The sequence below is a fragment of the Parasedimentitalea nitratireducens genome (assembly GCF_057444295.1).
This window is the reverse complement of the sequence record NZ_JBYAXC010000003.1, coordinates 89,244-110,137: the sequence shown is the minus strand read 5'-3', so window position 1 is coordinate 110,137 and position 20,894 is coordinate 89,244. Positions and strand designations below refer to the sequence as shown.

The 20,894-nt window shown below is 55.9% G+C and carries 23 protein-coding genes; 9 read left to right on the top strand and 14 right to left on the bottom strand.

The window, feature by feature from the left end:
• Positions 1-36: 36 nt before the first annotated feature.
• From AC2T28_RS11175 to AC2T28_RS11160, 4 genes are all read right to left on the bottom strand, one after another.
• Complete coding sequence (locus AC2T28_RS11175) at positions 37-420, bottom strand: VOC family protein (RefSeq protein WP_486749076.1); 384 nt, start codon at positions 418-420, stop codon at positions 37-39.
• Complete coding sequence (locus AC2T28_RS11170) at positions 420-1,241, bottom strand: arginyltransferase (RefSeq protein ID WP_486749075.1); 822 nt, start codon at positions 1,239-1,241, stop codon at positions 420-422. Before AC2T28_RS11170 ends, AC2T28_RS11175 begins: the two co-directional genes overlap by 1 nt.
• An 85-nt stretch (positions 1,242-1,326) precedes the next feature.
• A complete protein-coding gene (locus AC2T28_RS11165) occupies positions 1,327-1,758 on the bottom strand; it encodes an RDD family protein (RefSeq protein ID WP_486749074.1) in 432 nt (143 codons plus the stop codon).
• A gap of 69 nt (positions 1,759-1,827) precedes the next feature.
• A complete protein-coding gene (locus AC2T28_RS11160) occupies positions 1,828-2,262 on the bottom strand; it encodes a DUF2852 domain-containing protein (protein WP_486749073.1) in 435 nt (144 codons plus the stop codon).
• A gap of 454 nt (positions 2,263-2,716) precedes the next feature.
• On the opposite strand from AC2T28_RS11160, the gene AC2T28_RS11155 reads away from it, so the two are divergent.
• From AC2T28_RS11155 to AC2T28_RS11135, 5 genes are all read left to right on the top strand, one after another.
• Positions 2,717-5,512, top strand: a complete 2,796-nt coding sequence (locus AC2T28_RS11155) for a [protein-PII] uridylyltransferase family protein (RefSeq protein WP_486749072.1) — start codon at positions 2,717-2,719, stop codon at positions 5,510-5,512.
• Positions 5,496-5,771 carry a hypothetical protein gene (locus AC2T28_RS11150; protein ID WP_486749071.1) on the top strand — a complete coding sequence of 92 codons (276 nt, stop codon included), beginning with the start codon at positions 5,496-5,498 and terminating at the stop codon, positions 5,769-5,771. The genes AC2T28_RS11155 and AC2T28_RS11150 overlap by 17 nt, the downstream gene beginning before the upstream one ends.
• A 157-nt stretch (positions 5,772-5,928) precedes the next feature.
• Positions 5,929-6,657 carry a DUF6778 family protein gene (locus AC2T28_RS11145; RefSeq protein WP_486749070.1) on the top strand — a complete coding sequence of 243 codons (729 nt, stop codon included), beginning with the start codon at positions 5,929-5,931 and terminating at the stop codon, positions 6,655-6,657.
• A gap of 53 nt (positions 6,658-6,710) precedes the next feature.
• Entirely contained in the window at positions 6,711-7,925 is a 1,215-nt protein-coding gene (locus AC2T28_RS11140) for an RSP_2647 family RNA methyltransferase (protein WP_486749069.1), read from the top strand.
• Between the two features lie 11 nt (positions 7,926-7,936).
• The gene (locus AC2T28_RS11135) at positions 7,937-8,479 is read left to right on the top strand and encodes an RSP_2648 family PIN domain-containing protein (RefSeq protein WP_486749068.1); all 543 of its coding nucleotides are present in this window, start codon (positions 7,937-7,939) and stop codon (positions 8,477-8,479) included.
• Between the two features lie 30 nt (positions 8,480-8,509).
• Here AC2T28_RS11135 and AC2T28_RS11130 read toward each other — a convergent pair whose 3' ends face one another.
• The 8 genes from AC2T28_RS11130 to AC2T28_RS11095 form a co-directional block, all read right to left on the bottom strand.
• Complete coding sequence (locus tag AC2T28_RS11130; RefSeq protein ID WP_486749067.1) at positions 8,510-9,196, bottom strand: M48 family metallopeptidase; 687 nt, start codon at positions 9,194-9,196, stop codon at positions 8,510-8,512.
• A gap of 120 nt (positions 9,197-9,316) precedes the next feature.
• Positions 9,317-10,747 carry an alkaline phosphatase D family protein gene (locus AC2T28_RS11125; RefSeq protein WP_486749066.1) on the bottom strand — a complete coding sequence of 477 codons (1,431 nt, stop codon included), beginning with the start codon at positions 10,745-10,747 and terminating at the stop codon, positions 9,317-9,319.
• A gap of 67 nt (positions 10,748-10,814) precedes the next feature.
• The gene (locus tag AC2T28_RS11120) at positions 10,815-11,846 is read right to left on the bottom strand and encodes a hypothetical protein (protein ID WP_486749065.1); all 1,032 of its coding nucleotides are present in this window, start codon (positions 11,844-11,846) and stop codon (positions 10,815-10,817) included.
• 89 nt (positions 11,847-11,935) lie between these two features.
• Entirely contained in the window at positions 11,936-13,120 is a 1,185-nt protein-coding gene (locus AC2T28_RS11115) for a vWA domain-containing protein (protein ID WP_486749064.1), read from the bottom strand.
• A gap of 4 nt (positions 13,121-13,124) precedes the next feature.
• Complete coding sequence (locus tag AC2T28_RS11110; RefSeq protein WP_486749063.1) at positions 13,125-13,292, bottom strand: hypothetical protein; 168 nt, start codon at positions 13,290-13,292, stop codon at positions 13,125-13,127.
• A gap of 15 nt (positions 13,293-13,307) precedes the next feature.
• Positions 13,308-14,663, bottom strand: a complete 1,356-nt coding sequence (locus AC2T28_RS11105; RefSeq protein ID WP_486749062.1) for a DUF2927 domain-containing protein — start codon at positions 14,661-14,663, stop codon at positions 13,308-13,310.
• Positions 14,660-15,109: a GNAT family N-acetyltransferase gene (locus tag AC2T28_RS11100; RefSeq protein WP_486749061.1), complete on the bottom strand. Its 450-nt coding sequence runs from the start codon at positions 15,107-15,109 to the stop codon at positions 14,660-14,662. Before AC2T28_RS11100 ends, AC2T28_RS11105 begins: the two co-directional genes overlap by 4 nt.
• A gap of 91 nt (positions 15,110-15,200) precedes the next feature.
• A complete protein-coding gene (locus AC2T28_RS11095; protein WP_486749060.1) occupies positions 15,201-16,040 on the bottom strand; it encodes an AAA family ATPase in 840 nt (279 codons plus the stop codon).
• 186 nt (positions 16,041-16,226) lie between these two features.
• On the opposite strand from AC2T28_RS11095, the gene dksA reads away from it, so the two are divergent.
• Positions 16,227-16,649, top strand: coding sequence for an RNA polymerase-binding protein DksA (gene dksA, locus AC2T28_RS11090; protein WP_486749515.1), 423 nt, complete (start codon positions 16,227-16,229; stop codon positions 16,647-16,649).
• Between the two features lie 94 nt (positions 16,650-16,743).
• The gene (locus AC2T28_RS11085) at positions 16,744-17,919 is read left to right on the top strand and encodes an FAD-dependent monooxygenase (protein WP_486749059.1); all 1,176 of its coding nucleotides are present in this window, start codon (positions 16,744-16,746) and stop codon (positions 17,917-17,919) included.
• A 14-nt stretch (positions 17,920-17,933) separates the two neighbouring features.
• Here the strand turns inward: AC2T28_RS11085 and xth are convergent, their stop codons facing one another.
• On the bottom strand, positions 17,934-18,740 hold the full coding sequence (xth, locus tag AC2T28_RS11080; protein ID WP_486749058.1) for an exodeoxyribonuclease III: 807 nt from the start codon (positions 18,738-18,740) through the stop codon (positions 17,934-17,936).
• Between the two features lie 350 nt (positions 18,741-19,090).
• On the opposite strand from xth, the gene AC2T28_RS11075 reads away from it, so the two are divergent.
• Both AC2T28_RS11075 and AC2T28_RS11070 read left to right on the top strand, forming a co-directional pair.
• Positions 19,091-19,384, top strand: coding sequence for a hypothetical protein (locus tag AC2T28_RS11075; protein ID WP_486749057.1), 294 nt, complete (start codon positions 19,091-19,093; stop codon positions 19,382-19,384).
• Positions 19,385-19,448: 64 nt separating this feature from the next.
• Complete coding sequence (locus tag AC2T28_RS11070; RefSeq protein ID WP_486749056.1) at positions 19,449-20,519, top strand: DUF6902 family protein; 1,071 nt, start codon at positions 19,449-19,451, stop codon at positions 20,517-20,519.
• A 10-nt stretch (positions 20,520-20,529) separates the two neighbouring features.
• On the opposite strand, the gene AC2T28_RS11065 is transcribed toward AC2T28_RS11070, so the two are convergent.
• Positions 20,530-20,853: a HesB/IscA family protein gene (locus AC2T28_RS11065; RefSeq protein WP_486749055.1), complete on the bottom strand. Its 324-nt coding sequence runs from the start codon at positions 20,851-20,853 to the stop codon at positions 20,530-20,532.
• Positions 20,854-20,894: the final 41 nt, after the last annotated feature.

Genomic DNA, 20,894 nt, shown 5'->3' with positions numbered 1-20,894 from the left:
CAGGGGCCGTACAACATTGTGTGGTTTCATGTGAGGTCAGGTAAGCTGAAGCAAGTCCCAACGGTTGCCAAAGGGATCGCGCCAGACCGCGACGCTGCCATAGGGTTCATGGCGGGGCTCTTCTTCGAAGTGGACACCTTGTTCCACCATGGCGGCATGATCGCGGGCAAAATCATCGGTGTGCAAAAACAGACCAACGCGGCCGCCGAACTGATTGCCAATGGCTGCACGTTGCTGATCGGTGTCGGCGCGGGCCAGTATCATGCTGCCCTGGCTGGCACCGAGTGGCAGGATCCGCACCCAGCGTTTGCGGCCCTGGTCTATGTCCTCGGCCAGTTGAAAGCCAAGTGTGCCACAATAGAAATCTATCGCTGCATCATAGTCGGGAACCAGCAGTGAGAAGGCGTGTAGGGTTTGCATTAGCTTGATGGGGCTCTACGGTCGGGCAAGTTGATATTGGCAACTTGCTCGGCGATTGGATCTGTCGACAGGGGATGCAGGTTGGCTTCAAATGTTTTGGCATCTTTCATTGGGTGCCAAGTACCGCCGGTATAAATCTCGAGCCCGGCAAAGCCAGCCTTATAGCCCATCTTGGGGCTGCCAGGGACCCAGTAGCCAAGGTAGACATAGGGCAATCCAGCTTCGCGTGCGATCTCGATGTGATCCAGGATCATATAGGTGCCCAATGAATTTTTGGGCAGATCGGGGGTGTAAAAGGAATAGACCATGCTGAGACCATCTTCGAGAACGTCGGTGAGCGATACGGCGGTCAGCTGATCCTGATCGGGATTGTGATACTCGACCACACGGCTGCGGATCGGGGTTTCTTCGATCATTGCGGCAAATTCGAACACATCCATATCTGCCATGCCGCCATCGGCGTGACGGCTGTCAAGATAGTGGCGAAACAGCGCGTATTGGTCCTCGGTAGCCCAGGGCGAGGTGGCGCGACGCTGTAGGTGCGCATTGCGTTTCAGCGTGCGCTTCTGGCTGCGCGAGGAAGTGAATTCAGCGATGTTGATACGCGCAGACAGACAGGCTGAGCATTCAGCACAAGAGGGGCGGTACAAGACGTTTTGTGAGCGCCGAAACCCCTGTTGCGACAGGCTGTTGTTGAGCTGATCTGCATCGTCACCTTGCAAGGCGGTAAACAATTTCCGCTCCATCCTGCCCTCAAGATAGGGGCAGGGTTGTGGCGCAGTTACGTAGAACTGCGGAGCAATTGGAAGCGTATGACGCATAAAGAACCGGTGGTGATTTCAACGAGCTTGCCAAAAGGATAGCAATCTGTTGGCAAGCCGCCAAGTAGAGATCTTAGAAATGGTTTCAGACTCGTCTATTTAACGCCGTGGTGCCGAGAAAAGCATCTGTGAGCCCCTGGCCGCGGGACGAGGTCAGCATCATGATAACCGAAATTATCTGCAGGATCGGTAGGGCCAGAGAGATCGTGTAGCCGGCGGTGTGCAGCACGGCCATTTGCATATCAAATTTGTGACCAGACAGGGTGCGCAGCTCGATCCCGGCAAAGCGCATGCCAAGCGTGGCCGAGTCATTGGCAATGGTGATAACACGGTAGGCAAAACCGAGAACAAGAAACAGCACGGGCCAGAAGAAGAACCCGACGAATACGGTCATCACAGAAATGCCAAAACAGATGATGGTGATGACGATGCTATCGATGACCCAGGCCAACAGGCGTTTGCTGGCCACAGCCTGATAGAACTGTGGTTGGTAATCGGGATCGGGCAGGGCGCTCATTGAATGTATTTCCTTGAAGGTATGCCCCCCAGCCTTCGATCTGCTGGGGGAGTGGGGTTTGTATCGCTTTTAGGCGTTATCGCGAGGATTATCAGCCTCTTCCTGTGCGGCTTTGGCGCGGTCGTCCATGAAGTCGTCGAACTCAGCCTTGTCCTTTGCTTCACGCAGGCGCTGCAGGAAGGACTCAAAGTCGCTTTGTTCCTGTTCCAGACGGCGCAAAGTGTCCTCTTTGTAAGCATCAAAGGCACTGTTGCCGGTCGAGGCCATGGAGTGGCGCGACCAGGCTTTGCGGCGCGAGCTGTGACGGCAAGATGATGCAAACATTTTTTTGCTCCAGATCATGTAAAACAGAAGGGCCAGGCCAATTGGCCAGAAGAAGACAAAGCCCAGGACCATGGCGGCGATCCAGGCACCTTTGCCCTTGCTGTCTAGCCAGGCCTCGCTGCGGGTGAACCATCCCTGTTCGGCTAATGGAGGAGGGGCGGTTTCGGCAAATGTGGTCATTGGGTCTCTCCCGAGTTGGTGAATGTAAACTCCTTTTACATGATGATATATTGGAACCGCCGAGATCCGTTGCAAGGGAGGATGTAAATCTTTTTTACATCGGGCGTACTGATGCCGGTAAGTGATTAATTTAAAGCGGGACTTTATGGGTGCGGGTTCTTTTGCGCATGTTGCGTCGTGGTGGTTGCAGCCGATTGAACCGTGGAGGAACAAATTAACAGATCTAGGGTGCTGGTACTTGCAGACTGGTCTTGATCTCCAAACCTCTCTGCGCATCCCTGGGTTTTGAAATAATTAAACGAGACATCGATCCAATAGGCTACAGCCTTGGGTAGCTTAAGATTTTGGTTTCCCTTGGGGAAGGCGGGTATTCCAGACCTTTGCTGAAGTCCTTAGCGGATAAGCATCACTTTGATCCATTGACGTCACCTGCTGCTCGGAACACTCTGCAGTCATGACAACGTCCTTGCAAATAACCCGACTTCCACAACCTTTTGATGCAGATCTGGGGGCTGAGGCACGCGCTCAGGTTCCCGGTTTGGAAGGGGACTTTGCCGCATTGGTCAGCGGGGCTGGAGGGTCCAGCCCTTATCTAAAGGAACTGATTGGTCGCGAGGCAGGCTGGCTGGAAGGCGCGTTGGATGACCCGGATGGGGCTGTGGTGCAGGTGTTTGAGGACTGCCGGGCCTTGGCATTTGATCAGTTGAAGACGGGATTGCGGCAGGCCAAGCGGCGTATTGCTTTGCTGACAGCTCTGGCGGATCTGAGCGGTGGCTGGGCGCTGGAAAAAGTCACGGGCGTGCTCACTGACTTCGGGGCGCTGGCGGCGGATGTGGCGATCAAGGGGGAAATCGCCAATCTGATTGCGCGTAAGAAACTGCCGGGGATGGGTGAGGACGATGTTGAAACCGCAGGCGGGCTGACCATTCTTGCGATGGGCAAGATGGGCGCGCATGAGCTGAACTATAGTTCGGACATCGACATGATCTGCCTGTTTGACGAGAGCCGCTATGACCCGGACGACTTCTTTGAGGCGCGGCAGGGTATGGTGCGGGCCACGCGCAATATGTGTGCCACGCTGAACGACCGTACGGCGGATGGCTATGTGTTTCGCACCGATCTGCGATTGCGCCCTGACCCGGCGGTGACCCCGGTGTGTTTGGCGATGGAGGCAGCGGAGCGGTATTATGAAAGCCTTGGCCGCACTTGGGAGCGGGCGGCCTATATCAAGGCGCGCGCCTGCGCGGGAGACATTGCGGCTGGTGAGAGGTTTCTGAAAACGCTGCGCCCCTTTGTCTGGCGGCGTCATCTAGATTTTGCCGCCATTCAGGATGCCCACGACATGCGGCTTCGTATTCGTGAGAACAAGGGCACCGGAGGTGCAATAGAGGTGCCTGGCCATGACATGAAGTTGGGGCGGGGCGGTATTCGCGAGATTGAGTTCTTTACCCAGACCCGGCAGTTGATTGCTGGTGGGCGAGACGAGAGCCTGCGCCTGCGTGGCACAGTCGAGGGCTTGGCCGCGCTGGCCATGCGGGACTGGGTGCCGCAGATGGTGACAGATCAGTTGACCGAACATTACCGCGCCCACCGTGAAATGGAGCACCGCATTCAGATGGTGCATGATTCCCAAACCCACCGAATGCCCAAATCAGCCGAGGGGTTGGCGCGGGTGGCCTGTTTGATGGGCCGCGACCTACCAGAGCTGTTGGCCGAAACCGAGGCCCGATTGACCGAAGTGCATGAACTGACCGAGGACTTTTTTGCGCCAGGTGCGGAGGCCACAAATGCGGTGGTGCCACAAGAGCTGGACGGGGATATTATTGCACGCTGGCCAACCTATCCGGCATTGCGCTCGGTACGAGGGGCGCAGATTTTTGAACGTCTTAAACCTGAGCTGTTGTCCCGCTTGGGCAAGACCGCAAAGCCGTCCGAGGCTTTGATGGCGCTGGATGGATTTCTGGCCGGGCTACCTGCCGGAGTGCAGCTGTTCTCGCTGCTCGAGGCCAACCCTCAGCTGATTGATCTGCTGGTTGACATCGCGGGCACCTCTCCGTCTTTGGCCAGCCACCTTTCGCGCAATTCAAGTGTGTTTGATGCGGTGATTGGTGGGTCGTTTTTTGATGACTGGCCGGGCACCGAGGTCTTGCAGGCTGAACTGACAAATGTCCTTGTGTTGGAAAATGACTATGAAACGCAGCTAGATGCCACGCGGCGCTGGTGCAAGGAGTGGCATTTCCGTGTCGGCGTGCATTATTTGCGTGGTCTGATCGATGGCCAAGAGGCAGGTGAGCAATACGCCGAACTGGCCGAGGCGGTGATTGCCGCAATTTGCCCAATTGTCGTTACACAGTTTGCAACCAAACACGGCCCACCTCCGGGGCGGGGCGCTGCTGTGCTGGCGATGGGGTCATTGGGGGCTGGCCGGATCAATGCACAGTCGGATCTGGACGTGATTGTGATTTATGATCCGCTCGACGAGGACATGTCTGACGGCAAACGCCCGCTGTCGACGCGTCCTTACTATGCGCGTATGACGCAAGCCCTGATCACTGCCCTGACGGCTCCGATGGCGCAGGGGCGCCTGTACGAGGTGGACATGCGGCTGCGCCCGTCGGGGTCGCAGGGGCCAGTTGCCACCAGTTGGCCCAGTTTCACCCATTACCAACAGAACGAGGCTTGGGTTTGGGAACATTTGGCGCTGACCCGCGCGCGTGTGGTTGCGGGGGACAAGGAGCTGACCCACGACATCGAGGCATTCCGCAGTGAGGTTCTGAATTCCGCCCGCGATCGCAGGCAGGTTATGGACGAAGTGACCGACATGCGGGTCAGGTTGGCAGCTGCCAAGGCTCCCTCCAGCATCTGGGATGCCAAAAATGGCGGCGGCCGGATGATGGATATCGAACTGATCTCGCAGGTGGGGGCCTTGTTGAAAGGGAGCGCAGCGCAGGATGTTCGGGCCGGGCTGCAGGCGACGGTCGCATGTGGTTGGTTGAACGTCGCTGAGGCAACACAGTTGCAGAACAGTTATGATTTATTCTGGTCCGTACAGACCGTGGCACGCATGCTTTCTGGTTCGGAAATTGGGGCTGATACGCTTGGTGAGGGCGGTGTTCAATTTCTGTGCCGCAGCACCGGGTTCAACAACCTGAGTGCGCTTCAGGATGACTTGGAAAGACGATACGCGGCCTGTAATGAGCTGATTACACAGGCATTGAAACGCAAAGGCACAGATGGTGACGAACTCTGAACTGGACCCAAAATCACTGATGCGAGAGGCCTATCGTATTGAGGGTATTTCAGCGTCGCAGTGCCGGAGCATCTTTCTGGACTGGGCACTGTGTTTGCCTGCGGAGCAAGACAATGGCCAGGCGATTCAGGTCATGCTGGAGCTTTATGGCGTGGCGCATCCTGATCATCCAATGACCGACGTTTTACAACAGGGTTTGCAAACCATCACCAAACCCAAGCGGCGTGGTGGCTGGCGTGGGCGGGATCGGCTGCATTAATCCATTATGCTGTTGCGATGTCGCCAATATCCGGCGGCTCAGCTTGGTTAACAAATCCTTAAATTGAGCGAAGTTTGTCTCAAAGTTGCCCTGATTGGCCGCGACATTGTGTTTGACCACTAAGGCCGAATATCCGGCCATTGATAGGAGCAAACCGATGACCTTGTTTCGCAAATTCATGATGTTGAGCCTTGGGCTGGCAGTTTCGGCCTGTGCAAGCGTGGATGTCCCATCGCGCAATGCGCCATTTGAGCTTTTGCCCAGCGGGCAGGTTGCTCCGCTGCCTGGGTATGAACAGCAGATGCCCGAGGAACCGATCTTGATCCCGTCAGATATCACTCCGGTGATTGCAGTGGATGCGTTGGGCGCGACTGCGCCGGTACGGGTGACCTCGGTTCTGGTTCGGGTGCCGCGTGAGTTGAAGGTTTCAGAAGCCAATCGTTACTTGCCACGCGGTGACATTGTCTGGCGCGAGGATCCTGCCGGAGATCGCCATTCGCAGGTGCAGACAATTGTTCAAGCCGCAATGGAGCGTGGTGTCGCCGGTCTGAATGGTGACGTTCCTGTTGTGCTGGACGTTCAGGTCACCCGGTTTCACGCCTTGACTGAAAAGGCCCGCTATTCAGTTGGTGGTGTGCATGCCATTACCTTTGATATGACAGTGAAAAATCCTGAAACCGGCGAGCTGTTGATGCCAGTGCGGTCTGTACGCGCAGACCTCAAGGCTTTTGGTGGCCAGCAAGCGCTGGATGCGATGGCACGCGGCGAGACACAGAAAGTTCGGATTAGCGAACATCTGGCAGCGGTGATCCAGCAGGAGCTGACCAGCCCCGAAGGATACCAGAACGCTAAGCTGGGCTTCATGCAGATGCTTAACAACATGTAAGGTGGGGGCCGGGGGGCCTTTCCCTATACCAGGGATATCGCTAAGAGGGGGCCATGACAGCCTCCTCTTCTGCGTCCCAGCGCGCCCGCGTCCGTATGAAACCCAAATCCAATGCCCGCGCCATCCGGCACGGGTTTCCCTGGGTCTATGCCAATGAACTGGTCACTGATCGGCGTACTCGTAAACTTGCCCCCGGAACACTGGCGGTGCTTGAAGACGAAGTGCACACGCCACTTGGGCTGGTGACCGTCAATCCCGATAGCAAAATCATTGCCCGGATGCTGGACCGCGATCCTGAGGCCGAGCTGGATCTGAACTGGTTTGAGGCCCGTCTGACCCGCGCCTTGCAGATGCGCGAGCAATTGTTTGATGCACCGTTCTACCGACTGGTTCATGCAGAGGCGGACGCATTGCCCGGAATTGTGATTGACCGTTTTGGCGACGCCTGCGTGCTGCAGCCTAACGCGGCTTGGGCCGAGGCGCATATTGAGCTGCTCACTCAGGCACTGATCAACGTAACTGGCGTCGATGTAGTGCTCAAGAATGCCGCCGGACGTACCCGCAGCCTGGAAGGGCTGGATGATGTAAACATGGTGCTGCATGGCGCAGCACCTGACGCCCCAATTGCGGTGCAAATGAACGGGGCCAGCTATATGGCTGACCTGACTGGTGGTCAGAAAACCGGGTTGTTCTACGACCAGCGCCCCAACCATGCGTTTGCCGCCCGACTGGCTGCTCCTGGTGCGCGCGTGCTGGATGTGTTCTCGCACGTTGGCGGCTTTGGATTGGCGATGCTTGCTGGCGGTGCTGGCGGTGCTCTTTGTGTTGATGGTTCAGCCCCGGCATTGGCGCTGGCTGAAAAGGGCGCTGTGGCAAGTGGGTTTGGCGATAAAATGACCACCCGTCAGGGCGATGCGTTTGACACGCTGGCCGCGCTGGCAGCCGAAGGTGAGATGTTCGACGTTGTGATCTGTGATCCACCGGCTTTTGCGCCATCCAAACCCGCGCTTGAGGCGGGCTTGCGCGCTTATGAACGCATCGCCAAACTGGCAGCTCCACTGGTCAAACCCGGTGGATTTCTTGGCCTGTGTTCGTGCAGTCACGCGGCAGACCTTAGCAAGTTCCGCGGTGCTTCGGCACGTGGCATCGGTCGGGCAGGGCGTTCGGCACAACTGATCCACACTGGATATGCTGGCGCGGACCACCCGCAACTGCCGCAGCTGGCCGAAAGCGGCTATCTGAAAGCCGTGTTCTTCCGGCTCGACTAAGGGATAACCCGGTGAAATTGCTGCTTGATACCTGTGTGCTGTACCCAACAGTGATGCGTGAAGTGTTGCTGGGTGCGGCGCGCTTGGGTCATTTTGTGCCGCTGTGGTCGGCGCGGATCTTGGGCGAGTGGGAGCGTGCAGCGGTCAAACTTGGGCCGGTAGGAGCGGCTCAAGCCAGTGCCGAGATTGCCCTGATCCGCGCCAACTGGCCCCAGGCCGAACTACCCCCTGCACCAGGGCTAGAGGCGCGGTTATGGTTGCCGGATGTGGCGGATATCCATGTTTTGGCCGCAGCCATTTCCGGTTCGGCTGATGCCATCGTCACGATGAACAACAAGGACTTTCCGCGTAATATCCTTGCCGAAGAAGGTTTGCAGCGTCTTGGCCCTGATCAATTGCTTTATGACATCTGGCTCAAGGACCCTGATGGCATGGCACAGTTAGGAGAAAAGGTCTTGGATGAGGCCATCCGGCTTTCGGGCGAGGACTGGCAGATCCGCCCCTTGCTGAAAAAAGCCCGCCTGCCAAGATTGGCCAAGGCGCTGGCGGGGTAAGCGCCTCCATTGCACGAGACCGAGCGCAGCTCAGGAGCGAGCCCATTTAATCTCAAGCCGCTCCAGTGCCTCGATCCGCTCTTCGGTCTTTGGGTGGCTCATCAGCCAAGCCGGGGCCATACCTGCGCGGGACTGGGTCAGCTCTTCCAGTTTTAGAAATAGGTTTTTCTGCGGCTCAACCCCGATCCCGGCCTTGGTCAGCAGCGCTGCGGCATATTCATCAGCCTCGTACTCATCGGAACGGGACAGTCGCGCAGCGATTAATGACGTCAGCATGCCCGCGATCCAGGGACCGATGAAGGGAATATACCGACCTAGGATAATCATCAAAGCGGTTCGCAACGCGTTCTGCCCCGAAAAATCGATCATCCGTCGTTTGGCATGCCCCAGCGCCACATGGCCTAGTTCATGGGCTATGACCGAGGCCAGCTCGTCGCCTGAGACTTCACCATTCTGATACTTGCGGTAGAAACCACGGGTGATGAAAATCCGCCCATCCGGCGCCGCCAGCCCGTTAACCGGATCAATCTCGTAGATGAACACAGGGATTCGTGGGATCTCGAGCGCAGCTGCCATGCGATCGGTTAGTCGCTTCAACCGTGGATCAGCGAGCTCGGTGGAGCGGTTGTCCAATTCCTTGTGCGTGCGCCAGATCGAAATCCGGTACATCACAAGACCATAGGCAACCGCCAATAGAATGGGCATCAAACGTAACATGATTTAGATATGGGCGGGTTGAAGACGCAAAGCAAGAGGTGAGGGAGCCTGAGCTTTAAGCGGCAATTGAACAGCGATTTTCTTCGAAGAAAATTGGCTGGAATTTTCGTAAATTCCGGATCAGATCGATAGCGGTGTTGATTTTCCGCTGGTTTCAAAGTTCCAGGTTGCGGTCCAGTTGTCGGCACGGCGCTCTAGGATCAGATAGTTGCGTTCAGCAACGTATCTAGTGTTTTGACCGGGAATGCGGCGAATTGCGATGGGGTGATCGGGGAGGGGATCTTCGCCCAAGCAGGCCAGGGTTCCCAGTATTCTGGCCCAACCCTTGGGCGGTGCGCGATGTGCAATACCCGAGGCCACCAGTTGGTGCATGATGTCATTGTCATTCAGCCGCAGTTCAGCTCGGGTGGCCAAATGGATTTCGCCTGACAGGGCCGTGACCTGTTGGCCATCGTTCTGGGCCATTTTGAGAACCAGCCGCAACATGCGCCGCCAGGCCGCGCGATGGGCTCGGCTTTGCCATTGGTCCCGCAGGTCATCCTCGTATTTTTGCATCTTGGGGATCAGCACCATGATCATTTCGATCAGGGACAAGCGCGGTCCCAGCAATGGCACACTGGACATCAGTAGGGTGCGCCCGGCAAACTCGGCCTTGGTCGCGTCTGCCATCGCTTTCCAACCGCCTTTCCACATGACAGTCCGCCGGGTGCGTTCGGATCGCAGATCGGGGGCAATGATGCGCAGGCCGGGAACCTGCACCGACCAGCCCAGATGTGCGCCGTCTGGATCTTGAAAGCGGGAGGCTAGATCCTGTTCGCTCACCCCTTGCTGAAAGGTCAGGAAACTTTCACGTGCAACCGCAAAGAGCGTTTGCCCAACCGGAGAATAGGTGCGGGACCGGGGCAGTGACCCCCAGCCGTCGCAGATGTCGTGATCGTCCCATTGCATCAGCGATGGAACACGTGCGGCGATCCAGGCAAATTCGGGTGAGGAATAGATCGACAGGTAGCGCTTCAGGAACCGTTCGCGCAGGTGGTCACGCAGGCTGGCCAGATCTTCGCGCGATGGGTCACGTGGCAGCTTGTCAGGCCAGTCCTCGCTCAGCGGGTGGCCGTGGGTTACTTCATCCGCATAGACCTGATCACCGCCATGCAAGAGCAACGAAAATGGTTCTTGCCGGTGTTCGTCACACATCCGCGCCCACATGGCGTTACGTTCCGATCCTTTTCGATCCAGATCGCCAATTTCTTCACCATTGCAGGACACATAGGCAATCCGTAGATCCTGGTTGAAACTGGCCTGCACTGCATAAACTGTACCGTTCCATTGGTACGCGCAGGCCTCATTTGTCGGCAGCGGAAACCTTGTGCGGTAGACGTCGTGCTCTGAATAACGTGCGATCAGTTCGGGCTTGTAGTCTTGGCCATTCGCCGTGATGGCAGATGGGGCATCGCCTGATGCGGTAACAAAAATTGCCGCGCACTGCATGTCTGCATCACGGAAATCATCCAGGATCAGGATCGGGCCAACTATGGTTTTGCTATCAGTCATATCGGCTGATTAGCTAAAAACCCGGCTGCTGGGAAACAAGAGGTCAGAGCCGAAAAAACTTGTTTTATCAGTCGAATTGGTTGCGCTGGTTCTTCACGAGCTCGGCGGCGCACTGCGACATCTCAGCAATTTCATCAACCTCACCCAGCCATTTCAGGTTGGTTTCAGCCCGCGCCATGGCGGTGCGACGCAAGACCATCAGTTGGGCGCGAGGGCTGGACAGAAAACGCTCTTGGGAAATGCGCTGTTCCAAAGGGCTGTCATAGCGGATCGCCTCGTAATAGCCCCCCGACAGGGCCATAAAGGCAAAGGCGCATTGGGTGGCCTCATCACTACAGTGCGACTGGCAGAGGGATCTAATCGGGCGTGTCGATGTAGCGGTCATGACCCAGTTCTCCACCTCTGGCCGAAAGGGATTGTCGCTGTGGTGGTCGCCATACCCATAGCCCAGGGCCAGAAGTTCAGCCATGCCCAAGGCACCGGGTGTTTCTGCGTTCAATTCGGACATCTCTTGCCTAGTCATGTGACGCAGCGCGGCCAGGCCATCCCCACGTGGTTCCGGCTGATCTGAAAGGTAGGCCAGATAGGGGCGCAGGTCATCCAGAAGCAAGGGTGCCTCTTGCAGCTCCTGCTTCTCGGCCGCTGCGCCATAAAGCGCCAGAATGCGGGTGGGGTGGTCGGTGGCTTGATACTCTCCCATAGCTGCAAGCTCTTGGATGACGGCAAGGCTTGGCTCTGGTTGCGCTGCCTCCCGAAGCGTTTGAGCCAGCGGATTGCCCAGCTCTGCCTCGATGCTCAGCCAGGTTTTGGCCAGGTCGCCATTCCCAGGTGCGCGGAACAGATGTTTGGACTGTTCGGAGGGCAGCGACATGCGAAAGGGGGAAAGCCCCAGCTCAGTGGTTTCTATGCGCGCAAGCAGAAGGCGCGCATCTGCATTTCCGTCACGGGCGAGATTGGACATGATCGACAGGCTGTAGATGTCATCCCCCTCAAGCCAAAGCTCTATGGCTTGCTCAAGCGGACTATCCGCCAAGGCAGGAGAGATCGAGAGGACCAATGCACAGGTAGAAACCAGCCGTTTCAGAAATCGCATTAGCATATAGAGGCCTCTATCTCACTACTTTGGCTGCATATTTCCCCATTTAGCAGCGTCTTGTCCAGTTCTGCATTCCGAGACAGGCCTTGAGCTCAGCGGGTCAGTTCTTTCATGCCCTTTTCCAGCCCAGCCAGGGTCATCGGCACCATCTGATCCTCAAAAATCTCGCGGACCATGCCGATGGAATGGGTGTAGTCCCAGTGTTTCTCGGGCACCGGGTTGATCCACAGGTTCGACGACCACTGATCGCGAGCGCGTTGCAGCCAGACCTGGCCGGCCTCTTTGTTCCAGTGCTCATTAGCCCCGCCGGGATAGGCGATTTCATAGGGGCTCATCGAGGCGTCGCCGACAAAAATGCATTTGTAGTCAGAGCCATAGGTGCGCAGCACTTCGCGAGTGGGGATCTGTGCATCCCAACGTCGAGCGTTGTCTCGCCACACGCCCTCGTACAGGCAGTTGTGGAAGTAGTAGTACTCCAGATGCTTGAACTCAGTGCGCGCAGCCGAAAACAGCTCTTCGACCACCTTGATGTGCGGATCCATTGATCCACCCACATCCAAAAACAGCAGCACCTTGACCGCGTTGTGGCGTTCGGGCCGGGTTTTCACGTCCAGATAACCGTGTTCAGCGGTCGAGCGGATGGTATTGTCCAGATCCAGCTCTTCATTTGCGCCCTGACGTACCCAGCGGCGCAGGCGTTTCAGGGCGACTTTGATGTTGCGGGTGCCCAGTTCGACATCGCCATCCAGGTTTTTGAATTCACGTTTGTCCCAGACCTTGACGGCACGCTGGTGGCGGCTTTCCTTTTGGCCGATGCGCACGCCTTCGGGATTATAGCCATAGGCACCAAAGGGCGACGTGCCTGCAGTACCAATCCACTTGCTGCCACCTTGATGGCGGCCTTCTTGTTCTTTCAGGCGTTCTTTGAGCGTTTCCATCAGCTTGTCAAAGCCCCCCAGAGCCTCGATCTCGGCGCGCTCTTCCTCGGACAGGTGTTTCTCCGCCATCTTGCGGATCCACTCTTCGGGAATGTCGACCGCATTCATTACTGCCTCAGCAGGGATGGCCTCTAGTCCCTCGAATGTTGCGGCAAAGGCGCGGTCGAACTTGTCGATATTGCGCTCGTCTTTGACCATCGAGGCACGTGCCAGAAAGTAGAAGGACTCGATATCATAGGTGGCCAGACCGGCCTTCAGCCCTTCGAGAAACGTCAGGTATTCACGCAGGGAAACCGGCACCGAGGCATTGCGAAGGTTCTCAAAGAAAGGCTGAAACATGGGGTTAGACCGCCATGCGATGTACCACGATGGTGAGCAGCATACCTGCCAGTCCCAGCATGATGGCATAGACTGCCGCGTATTGCAGGATGTCGCCCAGCTTGCCGCCACGCTTCTTTGCTGAGTAGATGCCGTATAGGGCGCCGATGACCAAGCCACCAATTACGATCATGAGTTGTCCGTTCGTTTAAGTATTTGGGCGCAGGGCCGCAATTTCGTTCATCTTGGCGCGAACTGACCAATCCGAGCCAAAGCCGTAACGTGCCCATCCCAGACTGTCCAGTCTGACCGATTTAGCGGCATCGTATTGACCTGATATTTCCAGTGCTTCAGCCTGTAGCAGCATCAACGTCGATAACAGGGCAGCGTTTTCATATCTGGCTGCGGTTGAAACACTTGGATTTATGATGGCCAGCGCCGATTGGCTACGGCCCAGAGTGATATCATAGGCTGCCATACGCGTGGCAACCAAAGCCTGATGCAGCTCGGTGCTGGAAGAGCCTTTGAGATAATGCATTGCTGTGTTGAAATGTCTCTGCGCCAAAGCGGGCTCTGAGGCTTGGATCATCCGGGCGAGAATATAGTGGCTAAAGGCGCGCCGGTGATCTCGCCAACCTTGGGACTGAGCAATTGTGGTCGCCTGGTTCGCTGCCTTCTTGCGTAGGTCGATATTTGTGCCTGGTCCCAAGGCGGTCTCTACAGCATTGATCCAATCGCGGGGCGTTTCAGGCAAGGGGGCTGAGCGTACAGCGTTTCCTTGGGGATTGTAGCGCGACAGGATTGCAGGCAACTGCGCCCCCACCTCGGCGCGGCTCATACCGGTGGTCAATTCAGGGGCATAGGTGGCGCGTAGAACCAGTATGTCAAAACCGGTAAGAACGGTGTGCACATTATCATCGTTGAACACTGAATCCGGCAGCCTGTACAAATCATTGAGCGGGCCAATCGCCTGCGCCAACTCTTCGTGCAGGCAGTCACGGACCTCTTGGGGGCTGACGTCGTTGGGTAGGAAAATGGCCAGCCTGTCGCGCTGACGCAATTGCGACCAGTTGGTGCTGGCACTACGTTTGTTACGTCGAAACTCGGCCAGCGAGCTGACGTTGGGGACCACAAAACAGGCAGCCTTGGGGAGAACCTTGCGAATGTCATCGCGGCTCACGGCTTCAATCGTGATGTTTGCGGCGCCACTGTTAACCCGCTGAATATCAATACCAGCTTCTCGTTGTAGGCGCGCCAGCAAATTGGACAGGTCCGAATTTAGATTTCGGGTTGGCCTTCCAGTGACCCGCAGGGTGATAGGCCCCTCGAACCGAGTGAAAACGGGTAAATCGCTGCCGCCCTCCAGCTTGAAGTGAAGGTCCAGAAAATCACGCGCAATGTCCGAATTTGATCTCTGAGGAGGCACCGGGCGCGGGGTCGAGAAATTTTTGACCGGGGGAAGCGAGCTGTCGGCAATCTGAGCACGTGTTGGCGGCTGTTCTAGCGGAACCGTATCACAGCCGGCCAGTGCCAAGCACCCAATGATGACCGCACGACGGATCATGGCCGCTGATACCGGAGGAACGGGGTTTGTTTGCCAATGCGATCATAGAGCTTGCGCGCTGTGTGATTGAACTCTTGTGTAAGCCAGTAGACCGAACCATTGCCCTTTTGGTCGGCCACTTTGTAGACAGCTTCGATCAAAGCGCGACCAACTCCGGTGCCGCGTGTTTCCGGGCGGGCATACAGATCTTGCAGGTAGCAGGTATTGTCCAAGGTCCAGGCGTGACGATGGAACAGAAAGTGGGTCAGGCCAACCAACCGGTTGTCTTGTTCGGCCACAAAGCACGAGAAATCTTGCGGATCGTCGCCAATTAGCCGGGTAAAAGTGCTGTCATAGACAGCATCCGCAACCCTAGTTTCATAGAACGCGAGATAGTCGAACCACATGTCTGCCCATTCAGGACGGTCTTCTTGGCGCAGAGCGCGGATCGTTACAGGGCCGGTCATGGTTGGATCTTTCAGCGGCTAAACATGGGTTATCTGCGCCCATTTCCACATGGTGCCATTGCGACTTTGGGCTGACAAGCTGACCAAATGGTTAGCGCTTGCCACGCGCTATAAAGGCGAGGCGTTCAAACAGGTGAACATCTTGCTCGTTTTTCAACAAAGCACCGTGTAATTTGGGCAATGCATCTGAGCCATCGCGGGCCAGATCTTCTGGAGACAGGTCTTCAGCCAATAACAGCTTGAGCCAATCCAGCACCTCGGATGTCGACGGTTTCTTTTTCAAACCAGCGGTGTCGCGAATTTCGTAGAACTGAGTTAGCGCCGTTGTCAGCAAGGCCTGTTTGATGCCGGGGTGGTGGACCTCGACAATCTTCTTCATCGTCTCGGCATCCGGGAACTGGATGTAGTGGAAAAAGCAGCGACGCAAAAAGGCATCGGGTAGTTCTTTTTCGTTGTTCGAGGTAATGATCATGATCGGACGGTGCTTGGCCCGGATGGTTTCACCGGTCTCGTAAACAAAGAACTCCATCTTATCGAGCTCTTGCAGCAGGTCGTTGGGAAACTCGATGTCTGCTTTGTCGATTTCATCGATCAGCAAAACAACCCGTTCATCGGTCTCGAAGGCTTCCCAAAGCTTGCCTTTTTTGATGTAGTTTTTTACATCGTTGACACGTTCATCGCCCAACTGGCTGTCTCGCAGCCGCGATACGGCATCGTACTCATACAGGCCTTGTTGGGCGCGGGTTGTTGACTTAACGTTCCACTCGATCATCCGCAAACCCAGAGAGTCGGCAACTTGCCGGGCCAGTTCTGTTTTACCGGTGCCAGGTTCCCCTTTGACCAACAAGGGACGCTCAAGTGTTACCGCTGCATTTACCGCGATTTTCAGGTCGTCGGTTGCAACATAGTCTTTAGTGCCCTGAAAACGCATATTATTCCTACCTTGCTTGCAGACGAGTTGCTGATCGGTCTCTGTTACGGAGCTTTTAACCCAGTACAGTTACTATTGTGTAGTGACAATCCGAAGTGGAGCAGATAAATGCTGCGTCAGAGGGGGCGGCCAAATGTTTGGGAGTGCACTATGACCGACATTCATGGCCAGACCGAAGGAGCCGAAATGAAGCAAGAAGTGTTTCTGCCGGATGACTATCGACCGGCCGAAGATGAGCCTTTCATGAATGATAGGCAATTGGAATATTTTCGACGCAAGTTGTTGAACTGGAAGCAGGATCTTCTGGCTGACAGTCGCGATACAATCGAAGGGTTGCAGGACAATACCCGCAATATCCCGGACGTTGCCGACCGTGCCAGTGAAGAAACAGATCGTGCTTTGGAATTGCGGACACGCGATCGCCAGCGCAAGTTGGTTTCCAAGATCGACTCAGCGATCCGCCGTATTGACGAAGGTGAATACGGATATTGCAATGTGACAGGTGAACCGATTTCGCTGAAGCGTTTGAACGCCCGGCCAATCGCCACCATGAGCCTTGAGGCGCAAGAACGTCACGAACGTCGTGAAAAAGTTCATCGCGACGACTAACTCAGTTTAAGTTCCAAAAAAACAATCAACGCCGGGGCCTGTTGTCCCGGCGTTTTTCGTTTATGTGGGGTATGCATAGACACGGTTAGGTGTGATGGAACTTACAGGTCAAAATATCACTGTTATTGGCGGCGGAATCGGCGGTCTTACTGCTGCTTTGGCATTGCGGTTACAAGGTGCCGAGATCACGGTCCTTGAGCAAGCTGACGCAATCTCGGAAGTTGGGGCTGGCCTGCAGATCACCCCCAATGGGGTCGCAGTTCTGTCTGCTCTGGGATTGCACGACGATTTGGCCTGGTGCTCGCAGCGGGCGCGTTCCGTTGTATTGCGCCATTATCGCTCAGGTCGTCAGGTGGTTCGCCTAGATCTCGATCAGTACGCTGCGGATCAAAAGTACTACTTTGTGCACCGTTCGGATCTGATATCTATTCTTGTTGATGCGGTTCGGCGAGCTGGTGTGCAGGTGCGGTTGCTGCAAAAGGTCGAGCGGGTAGAGCCGGGGGCGTCGCCTGTGGTGCATTTGACCAATGGTGATCAGTGCCACAGTGATCTGGTGGTTGGCGCTGACGGTCTTCATTCCAAAACCCGCAAGGCCTTTAACAACCCAGGCCAGCCATTCTTTACCGGGCAGGTCGCCTGGCGGGCGACCGTGCCCAATGTGATGAACCTGCCGCCCGAAGCGCAGGTCTTTATGGGATCTAAGAAACACCTGGTGGCCTATCCGCTGCGGGACGGCAATTTAGTCAACATTGTTGCGGCTCAGGAGCGGTCCGCCTGGGCGGAAGAAGGCTGGAACCACGAAGACGACCCCGCCAATCTGCGGGCTGCTTTCCGCGAGTTTGGTGGAACGGCAGCCGGGCTGCTCTCAGCGGTAGAGGAGGTGCGGCTCTGGGGGCTGTTCCGTCATCCGGTGGCAACACAGTGGTACAAAGATCGCGTGGCCATCTTGGGAGACGCGGCTCATCCAACCCTGCCATTCATGGCGCAGGGGGCAAATATGGCGTTGGAAGACGCATGGGCGCTATGTGGCGCGTTGGTTGGTGTGCCGGACTATGAAACCGGGCTGCAATCCTACCAACAGCAACGTTATGATCGTACAGTAAAGGTGGTAGAAGCTGCCAACGGTAACGCCTGGAAGTACCACCTGCGCGCACCATTGGCCTGGCCCGCGCATCAGATACTGAAACTTGCCGGTCGATTTGCCCCTCAAAAGATGGTGAGCCAGTACGACTGGATTTACCGTCACGATGTGACAAAAACATCGGGCTGACTATTTAGCTCTAGTTACAGATCAAGCTCGACCCAAACAGGTACATGGTCAGACGGCTTTTCTCCCGCGCGGACCTGTTTGTCGATCTGGCAATCCATCAGCAGATCAGCGGCCTGTGGGGTGAGCAAGAAGTGGTCGATGCGAATGCCGTCGTCGCGGTTCCATGCTCCGGCCTGATAATCCCAGAACGAATAGTGGCCCGGGCCAGGGTGACGGGCGCGGAAGGCCTCGGTAAAGCCAAGATTGACAATGCGTTGGAAGGCGGCGCGACTTTCTGGCCGGTGCAAGGCATCGTCAACCCAGGCTTCGGGGCGTTTGGCGTCTTCGGCCTGAGGGATGATGTTGTAGTCACCAGCCATCAGGGCTGGGGCATCTTGGGCCATCAGGTCGGCGGCGCGCGCTTGCAGCCGCTCCATCCAGCGCAGCTTGTAGTCATATTTGCCGCCCGGCACTGGTGAGCCATCTTCTTGCAGTTCGACTGGGTTGCCGTTGGGCAGATACAACCCGCAAAGCCGGATCGCCTGCTTGCCAACCACGGTTGCTTCGATCCAGCGCGCCTGAACATCGTCATCATCGCCCGGTAATCCCCGGGTTACGTCTTCCAGTGGTAGCTTGGACAGAATGGCCACGCCATTGAAGCCCTTCTGTCCGTGGGTTTCGACGTTGTAACCGCGTTCTTCGAAAATCTCGCGCGGGAACAGCTCGTCCACTGATTTAACTTCTTGCAGCAAAACCACGTCTGGCTGTGCCTCGTCCAGCCATGCAGGAAGAGCCAATGAACGGGCTTTGATCCCGTTAATGTTAAAGGTGGCAATTTTCATCTCTGGTCTCCTGTTGAGGCTAGGAGTGATCTATTGCCGAAGTTGGCGTCCGGGGCAAGCAAGAGGGTGGCTAACGGCGAGATTGATTCGGAGGGTGGCTCCTTTTGGTTGATGAAGAATCGCAAAATCAACCGTGAGTAGATTAGATTTGTTTTGCATTTTTTCCTTTGTGTATAAGTGCTTAGTGGATTTTGTGGTGGTTTATTGAGTTTTTAATTCAGTCACTTGCGTCGTGCTTTTCTGCAAAATGGCAAAGCAGCAACAACCTCAGGGGTGGCGCGGTGTTTCTGAATTTCTTTTTGCGTGCAAGGCTTGCTTACCATCATTCAATTAAACAAGGAGTTTCTGTCATGACCGCTCTACTTAAAACCACTGGCCTCGAAGGTGAATTTGCAACTGACACGCACAGCCTGTTTGACGGTGAAGGTATCGCTTTGTTTTCGTCAGGTTCGCGTCCTGAAATGAGCGCCGATGCGCTGGACGGTGAGGCAACTTGGGCGTTCTCTTCCGGCTCTGCTCCGACTGCTGCGGCGGGCACGTTGGCAGGGGAAGGAACTCAGCTGTTCTCATCAGGTTCAGCGCCGGTTCGCTTGCAACTGACCACCGAAGGCGAGGGAACCGAAATGTTCTCGTCCGGCAGCTAAACACCACCGTTCCCTATTGCAGGGGCGGCATCTTGTGATCATTCAACGTGAACCGGAGGGCAAAATGTCCAATGTCATTCATCTAAAGATGCCGGCCCCGCAACCCCAGCCTGCGCAGCAACACGCAGCATTGATACAAACCTTTGCACAGCATCGCAGATCTATGGATGATGTGTTCTGGCTAAAGGAAAACGCCGAGCTTTTGAATATTTTGGAATGCACCGGGGCGGGGCTGGGCGAAGACCAGTTGCAACCACTGGCTGGCTTCTACAGTGAAATCCAAAGCCGGGTGTGTTTCTTCCAACAGTATTATCGTTTCATTCTGTCGATCTGTCTGGATCTCGAGGATCTGGGCTTGCCCGGACACAAAGGCGAAGAGATCGCCCATTGGATCCACAAACGGGGTTTGGCCGAGGCTGAACTGTCTGACCTTCAACGCGCTGAAGCCCATCGCCTGTTGCAACGTCGCGGTGTGAGTGGTGTCGCTGATACCAAAGGATTGGTAGAGCGCCTGCATCAGTTTATCAATCGCTCTGAAACATTTGCGCTTCCAAATAAGAAAGCTGCATATGAGTTGACACATATCGTTTTCTATCTTTCAGAATATGGCCGCCGTGACCCCGAACTGGCACCAGATGCAATGGTTAGTCTCGAGTATGCAGGTCTGCTGGCCTATCTTGAACAAAACTCGGATCTGCTGGCCGAGGTTTGCATTGCCATGATCTATGCCCAAATGCAGCCACCAGTCGAATGGATGGCCTGGCTGCAGCGCCAGACCGCTGGATTTGTCCTGTCGGGTGGAACAGCGGAATTCATGGATGACTTGTACCACGATTACTTTGTCTGCAACTGGCTGATGGGCACAACAAATAGCGCGAGCTTTACCCAGCCGGTGGTGCCTGGACCAATTCAGGTCCGGCAGAGCTCACACCAATCTGGACCGTTACGGCAGATGTCACGGATGTTATTCGATCTAAGCGAAAGCCGCAGTGCTGACTGGCCCGTTATGCGGCGTCATCTGGTTTCAGGACTGAGCGAGGATGCGCATAACGTTTTGTGTGCGGCCGAGAACAGCAGTAGTCATTTTGAGAGCTTCTTTGCCGGGTTTGCCCGTGCAGGAGCAGCTTTTGGATAACCAGCACCGCTTACATGGAAAATGATGTTCCGCAGCCGCAGCTAGAGGTGGCGTTGGGGTTTTCTATGGTGAACCGGGCGCCAATCAGTGCTTCGGTAAAGTCGATCACTGCATTTTCCAGAAATGGCAGCGAGACTGAATCAACGACAACCTGTTCGCCTTGGCCTTCGAGTACCAGGTCGTCCTCTTTGGCATCATCCAAAGCAATTTCGTACTGGAACCCGGAACAGCCTCCACCTTCAACAGCAATGCGAAGGACTTGTCCCTGATCGGCAGCACCGATCTCGGCCAGTCGAGCAAAGGCACGATCGGTAACTTTCGGCGGTAGTTGCATGCCTATCTCCAAACACATCAGTTGCGGCGCAGATCATTATA

Bases quoted from the DNA above. Each gene is read 5' to 3' on its own strand.
- AC2T28_RS11130 (WP_486749067.1), bottom strand. From the start codon at position 9,196: ATGTTACGTTTGATGCCCATTCTATTGGCGGTTGCCTATGGTCTTGTG.
- AC2T28_RS11105 (WP_486749062.1), bottom strand. From the start codon at position 14,663: ATGATCCGTCGTGCGGTCATCATTGGGTGCTTGGCACTGGCCGGCTGT.
- AC2T28_RS11065 (WP_486749055.1), bottom strand. From the start codon at position 20,853: ATGCAACTACCGCCGAAAGTTACCGATCGTGCCTTTGCTCGACTGGCC.
- AC2T28_RS11165 (WP_486749074.1), bottom strand. From the start codon at position 1,758: ATGAGCGCCCTGCCCGATCCCGATTACCAACCACAGTTCTATCAGGCT.
- AC2T28_RS11170 (WP_486749075.1), bottom strand. From the start codon at position 1,241: ATGCGTCATACGCTTCCAATTGCTCCGCAGTTCTACGTAACTGCGCCA.
- AC2T28_RS11110 (WP_486749063.1), bottom strand. From the start codon at position 13,292: ATGATCGTAATTGGTGGCTTGGTCATCGGCGCCCTATACGGCATCTAC.
- AC2T28_RS11140 (WP_486749069.1), top strand. From the start codon at position 6,711: ATGACAGCCTCCTCTTCTGCGTCCCAGCGCGCCCGCGTCCGTATGAAA.
- AC2T28_RS11120 (WP_486749065.1), bottom strand. From the start codon at position 11,846: ATGCTAATGCGATTTCTGAAACGGCTGGTTTCTACCTGTGCATTGGTC.
- xth (WP_486749058.1), bottom strand. From the start codon at position 18,740: ATGAAAATTGCCACCTTTAACATTAACGGGATCAAAGCCCGTTCATTG.
- AC2T28_RS11100 (WP_486749061.1), bottom strand. From the start codon at position 15,109: ATGACCGGCCCTGTAACGATCCGCGCTCTGCGCCAAGAAGACCGTCCT.
- AC2T28_RS11085 (WP_486749059.1), top strand. From the start codon at position 16,744: ATGGAACTTACAGGTCAAAATATCACTGTTATTGGCGGCGGAATCGGC.
- AC2T28_RS11115 (WP_486749064.1), bottom strand. From the start codon at position 13,120: ATGTTTCAGCCTTTCTTTGAGAACCTTCGCAATGCCTCGGTGCCGGTT.
- AC2T28_RS11095 (WP_486749060.1), bottom strand. From the start codon at position 16,040: ATGCGTTTTCAGGGCACTAAAGACTATGTTGCAACCGACGACCTGAAA.
- AC2T28_RS11075 (WP_486749057.1), top strand. From the start codon at position 19,091: ATGACCGCTCTACTTAAAACCACTGGCCTCGAAGGTGAATTTGCAACT.
- AC2T28_RS11125 (WP_486749066.1), bottom strand. From the start codon at position 10,747: ATGACTGATAGCAAAACCATAGTTGGCCCGATCCTGATCCTGGATGAT.
- AC2T28_RS11155 (WP_486749072.1), top strand. From the start codon at position 2,717: ATGACAACGTCCTTGCAAATAACCCGACTTCCACAACCTTTTGATGCA.
- AC2T28_RS11070 (WP_486749056.1), top strand. From the start codon at position 19,449: ATGTCCAATGTCATTCATCTAAAGATGCCGGCCCCGCAACCCCAGCCT.
- AC2T28_RS11175 (WP_486749076.1), bottom strand. From the start codon at position 420: ATGCAAACCCTACACGCCTTCTCACTGCTGGTTCCCGACTATGATGCA.
- dksA (WP_486749515.1), top strand. From the start codon at position 16,227: ATGAAGCAAGAAGTGTTTCTGCCGGATGACTATCGACCGGCCGAAGAT.
- AC2T28_RS11150 (WP_486749071.1), top strand. From the start codon at position 5,496: ATGGTGACGAACTCTGAACTGGACCCAAAATCACTGATGCGAGAGGCC.
- AC2T28_RS11160 (WP_486749073.1), bottom strand. From the start codon at position 2,262: ATGACCACATTTGCCGAAACCGCCCCTCCTCCATTAGCCGAACAGGGA.
- AC2T28_RS11145 (WP_486749070.1), top strand. From the start codon at position 5,929: ATGACCTTGTTTCGCAAATTCATGATGTTGAGCCTTGGGCTGGCAGTT.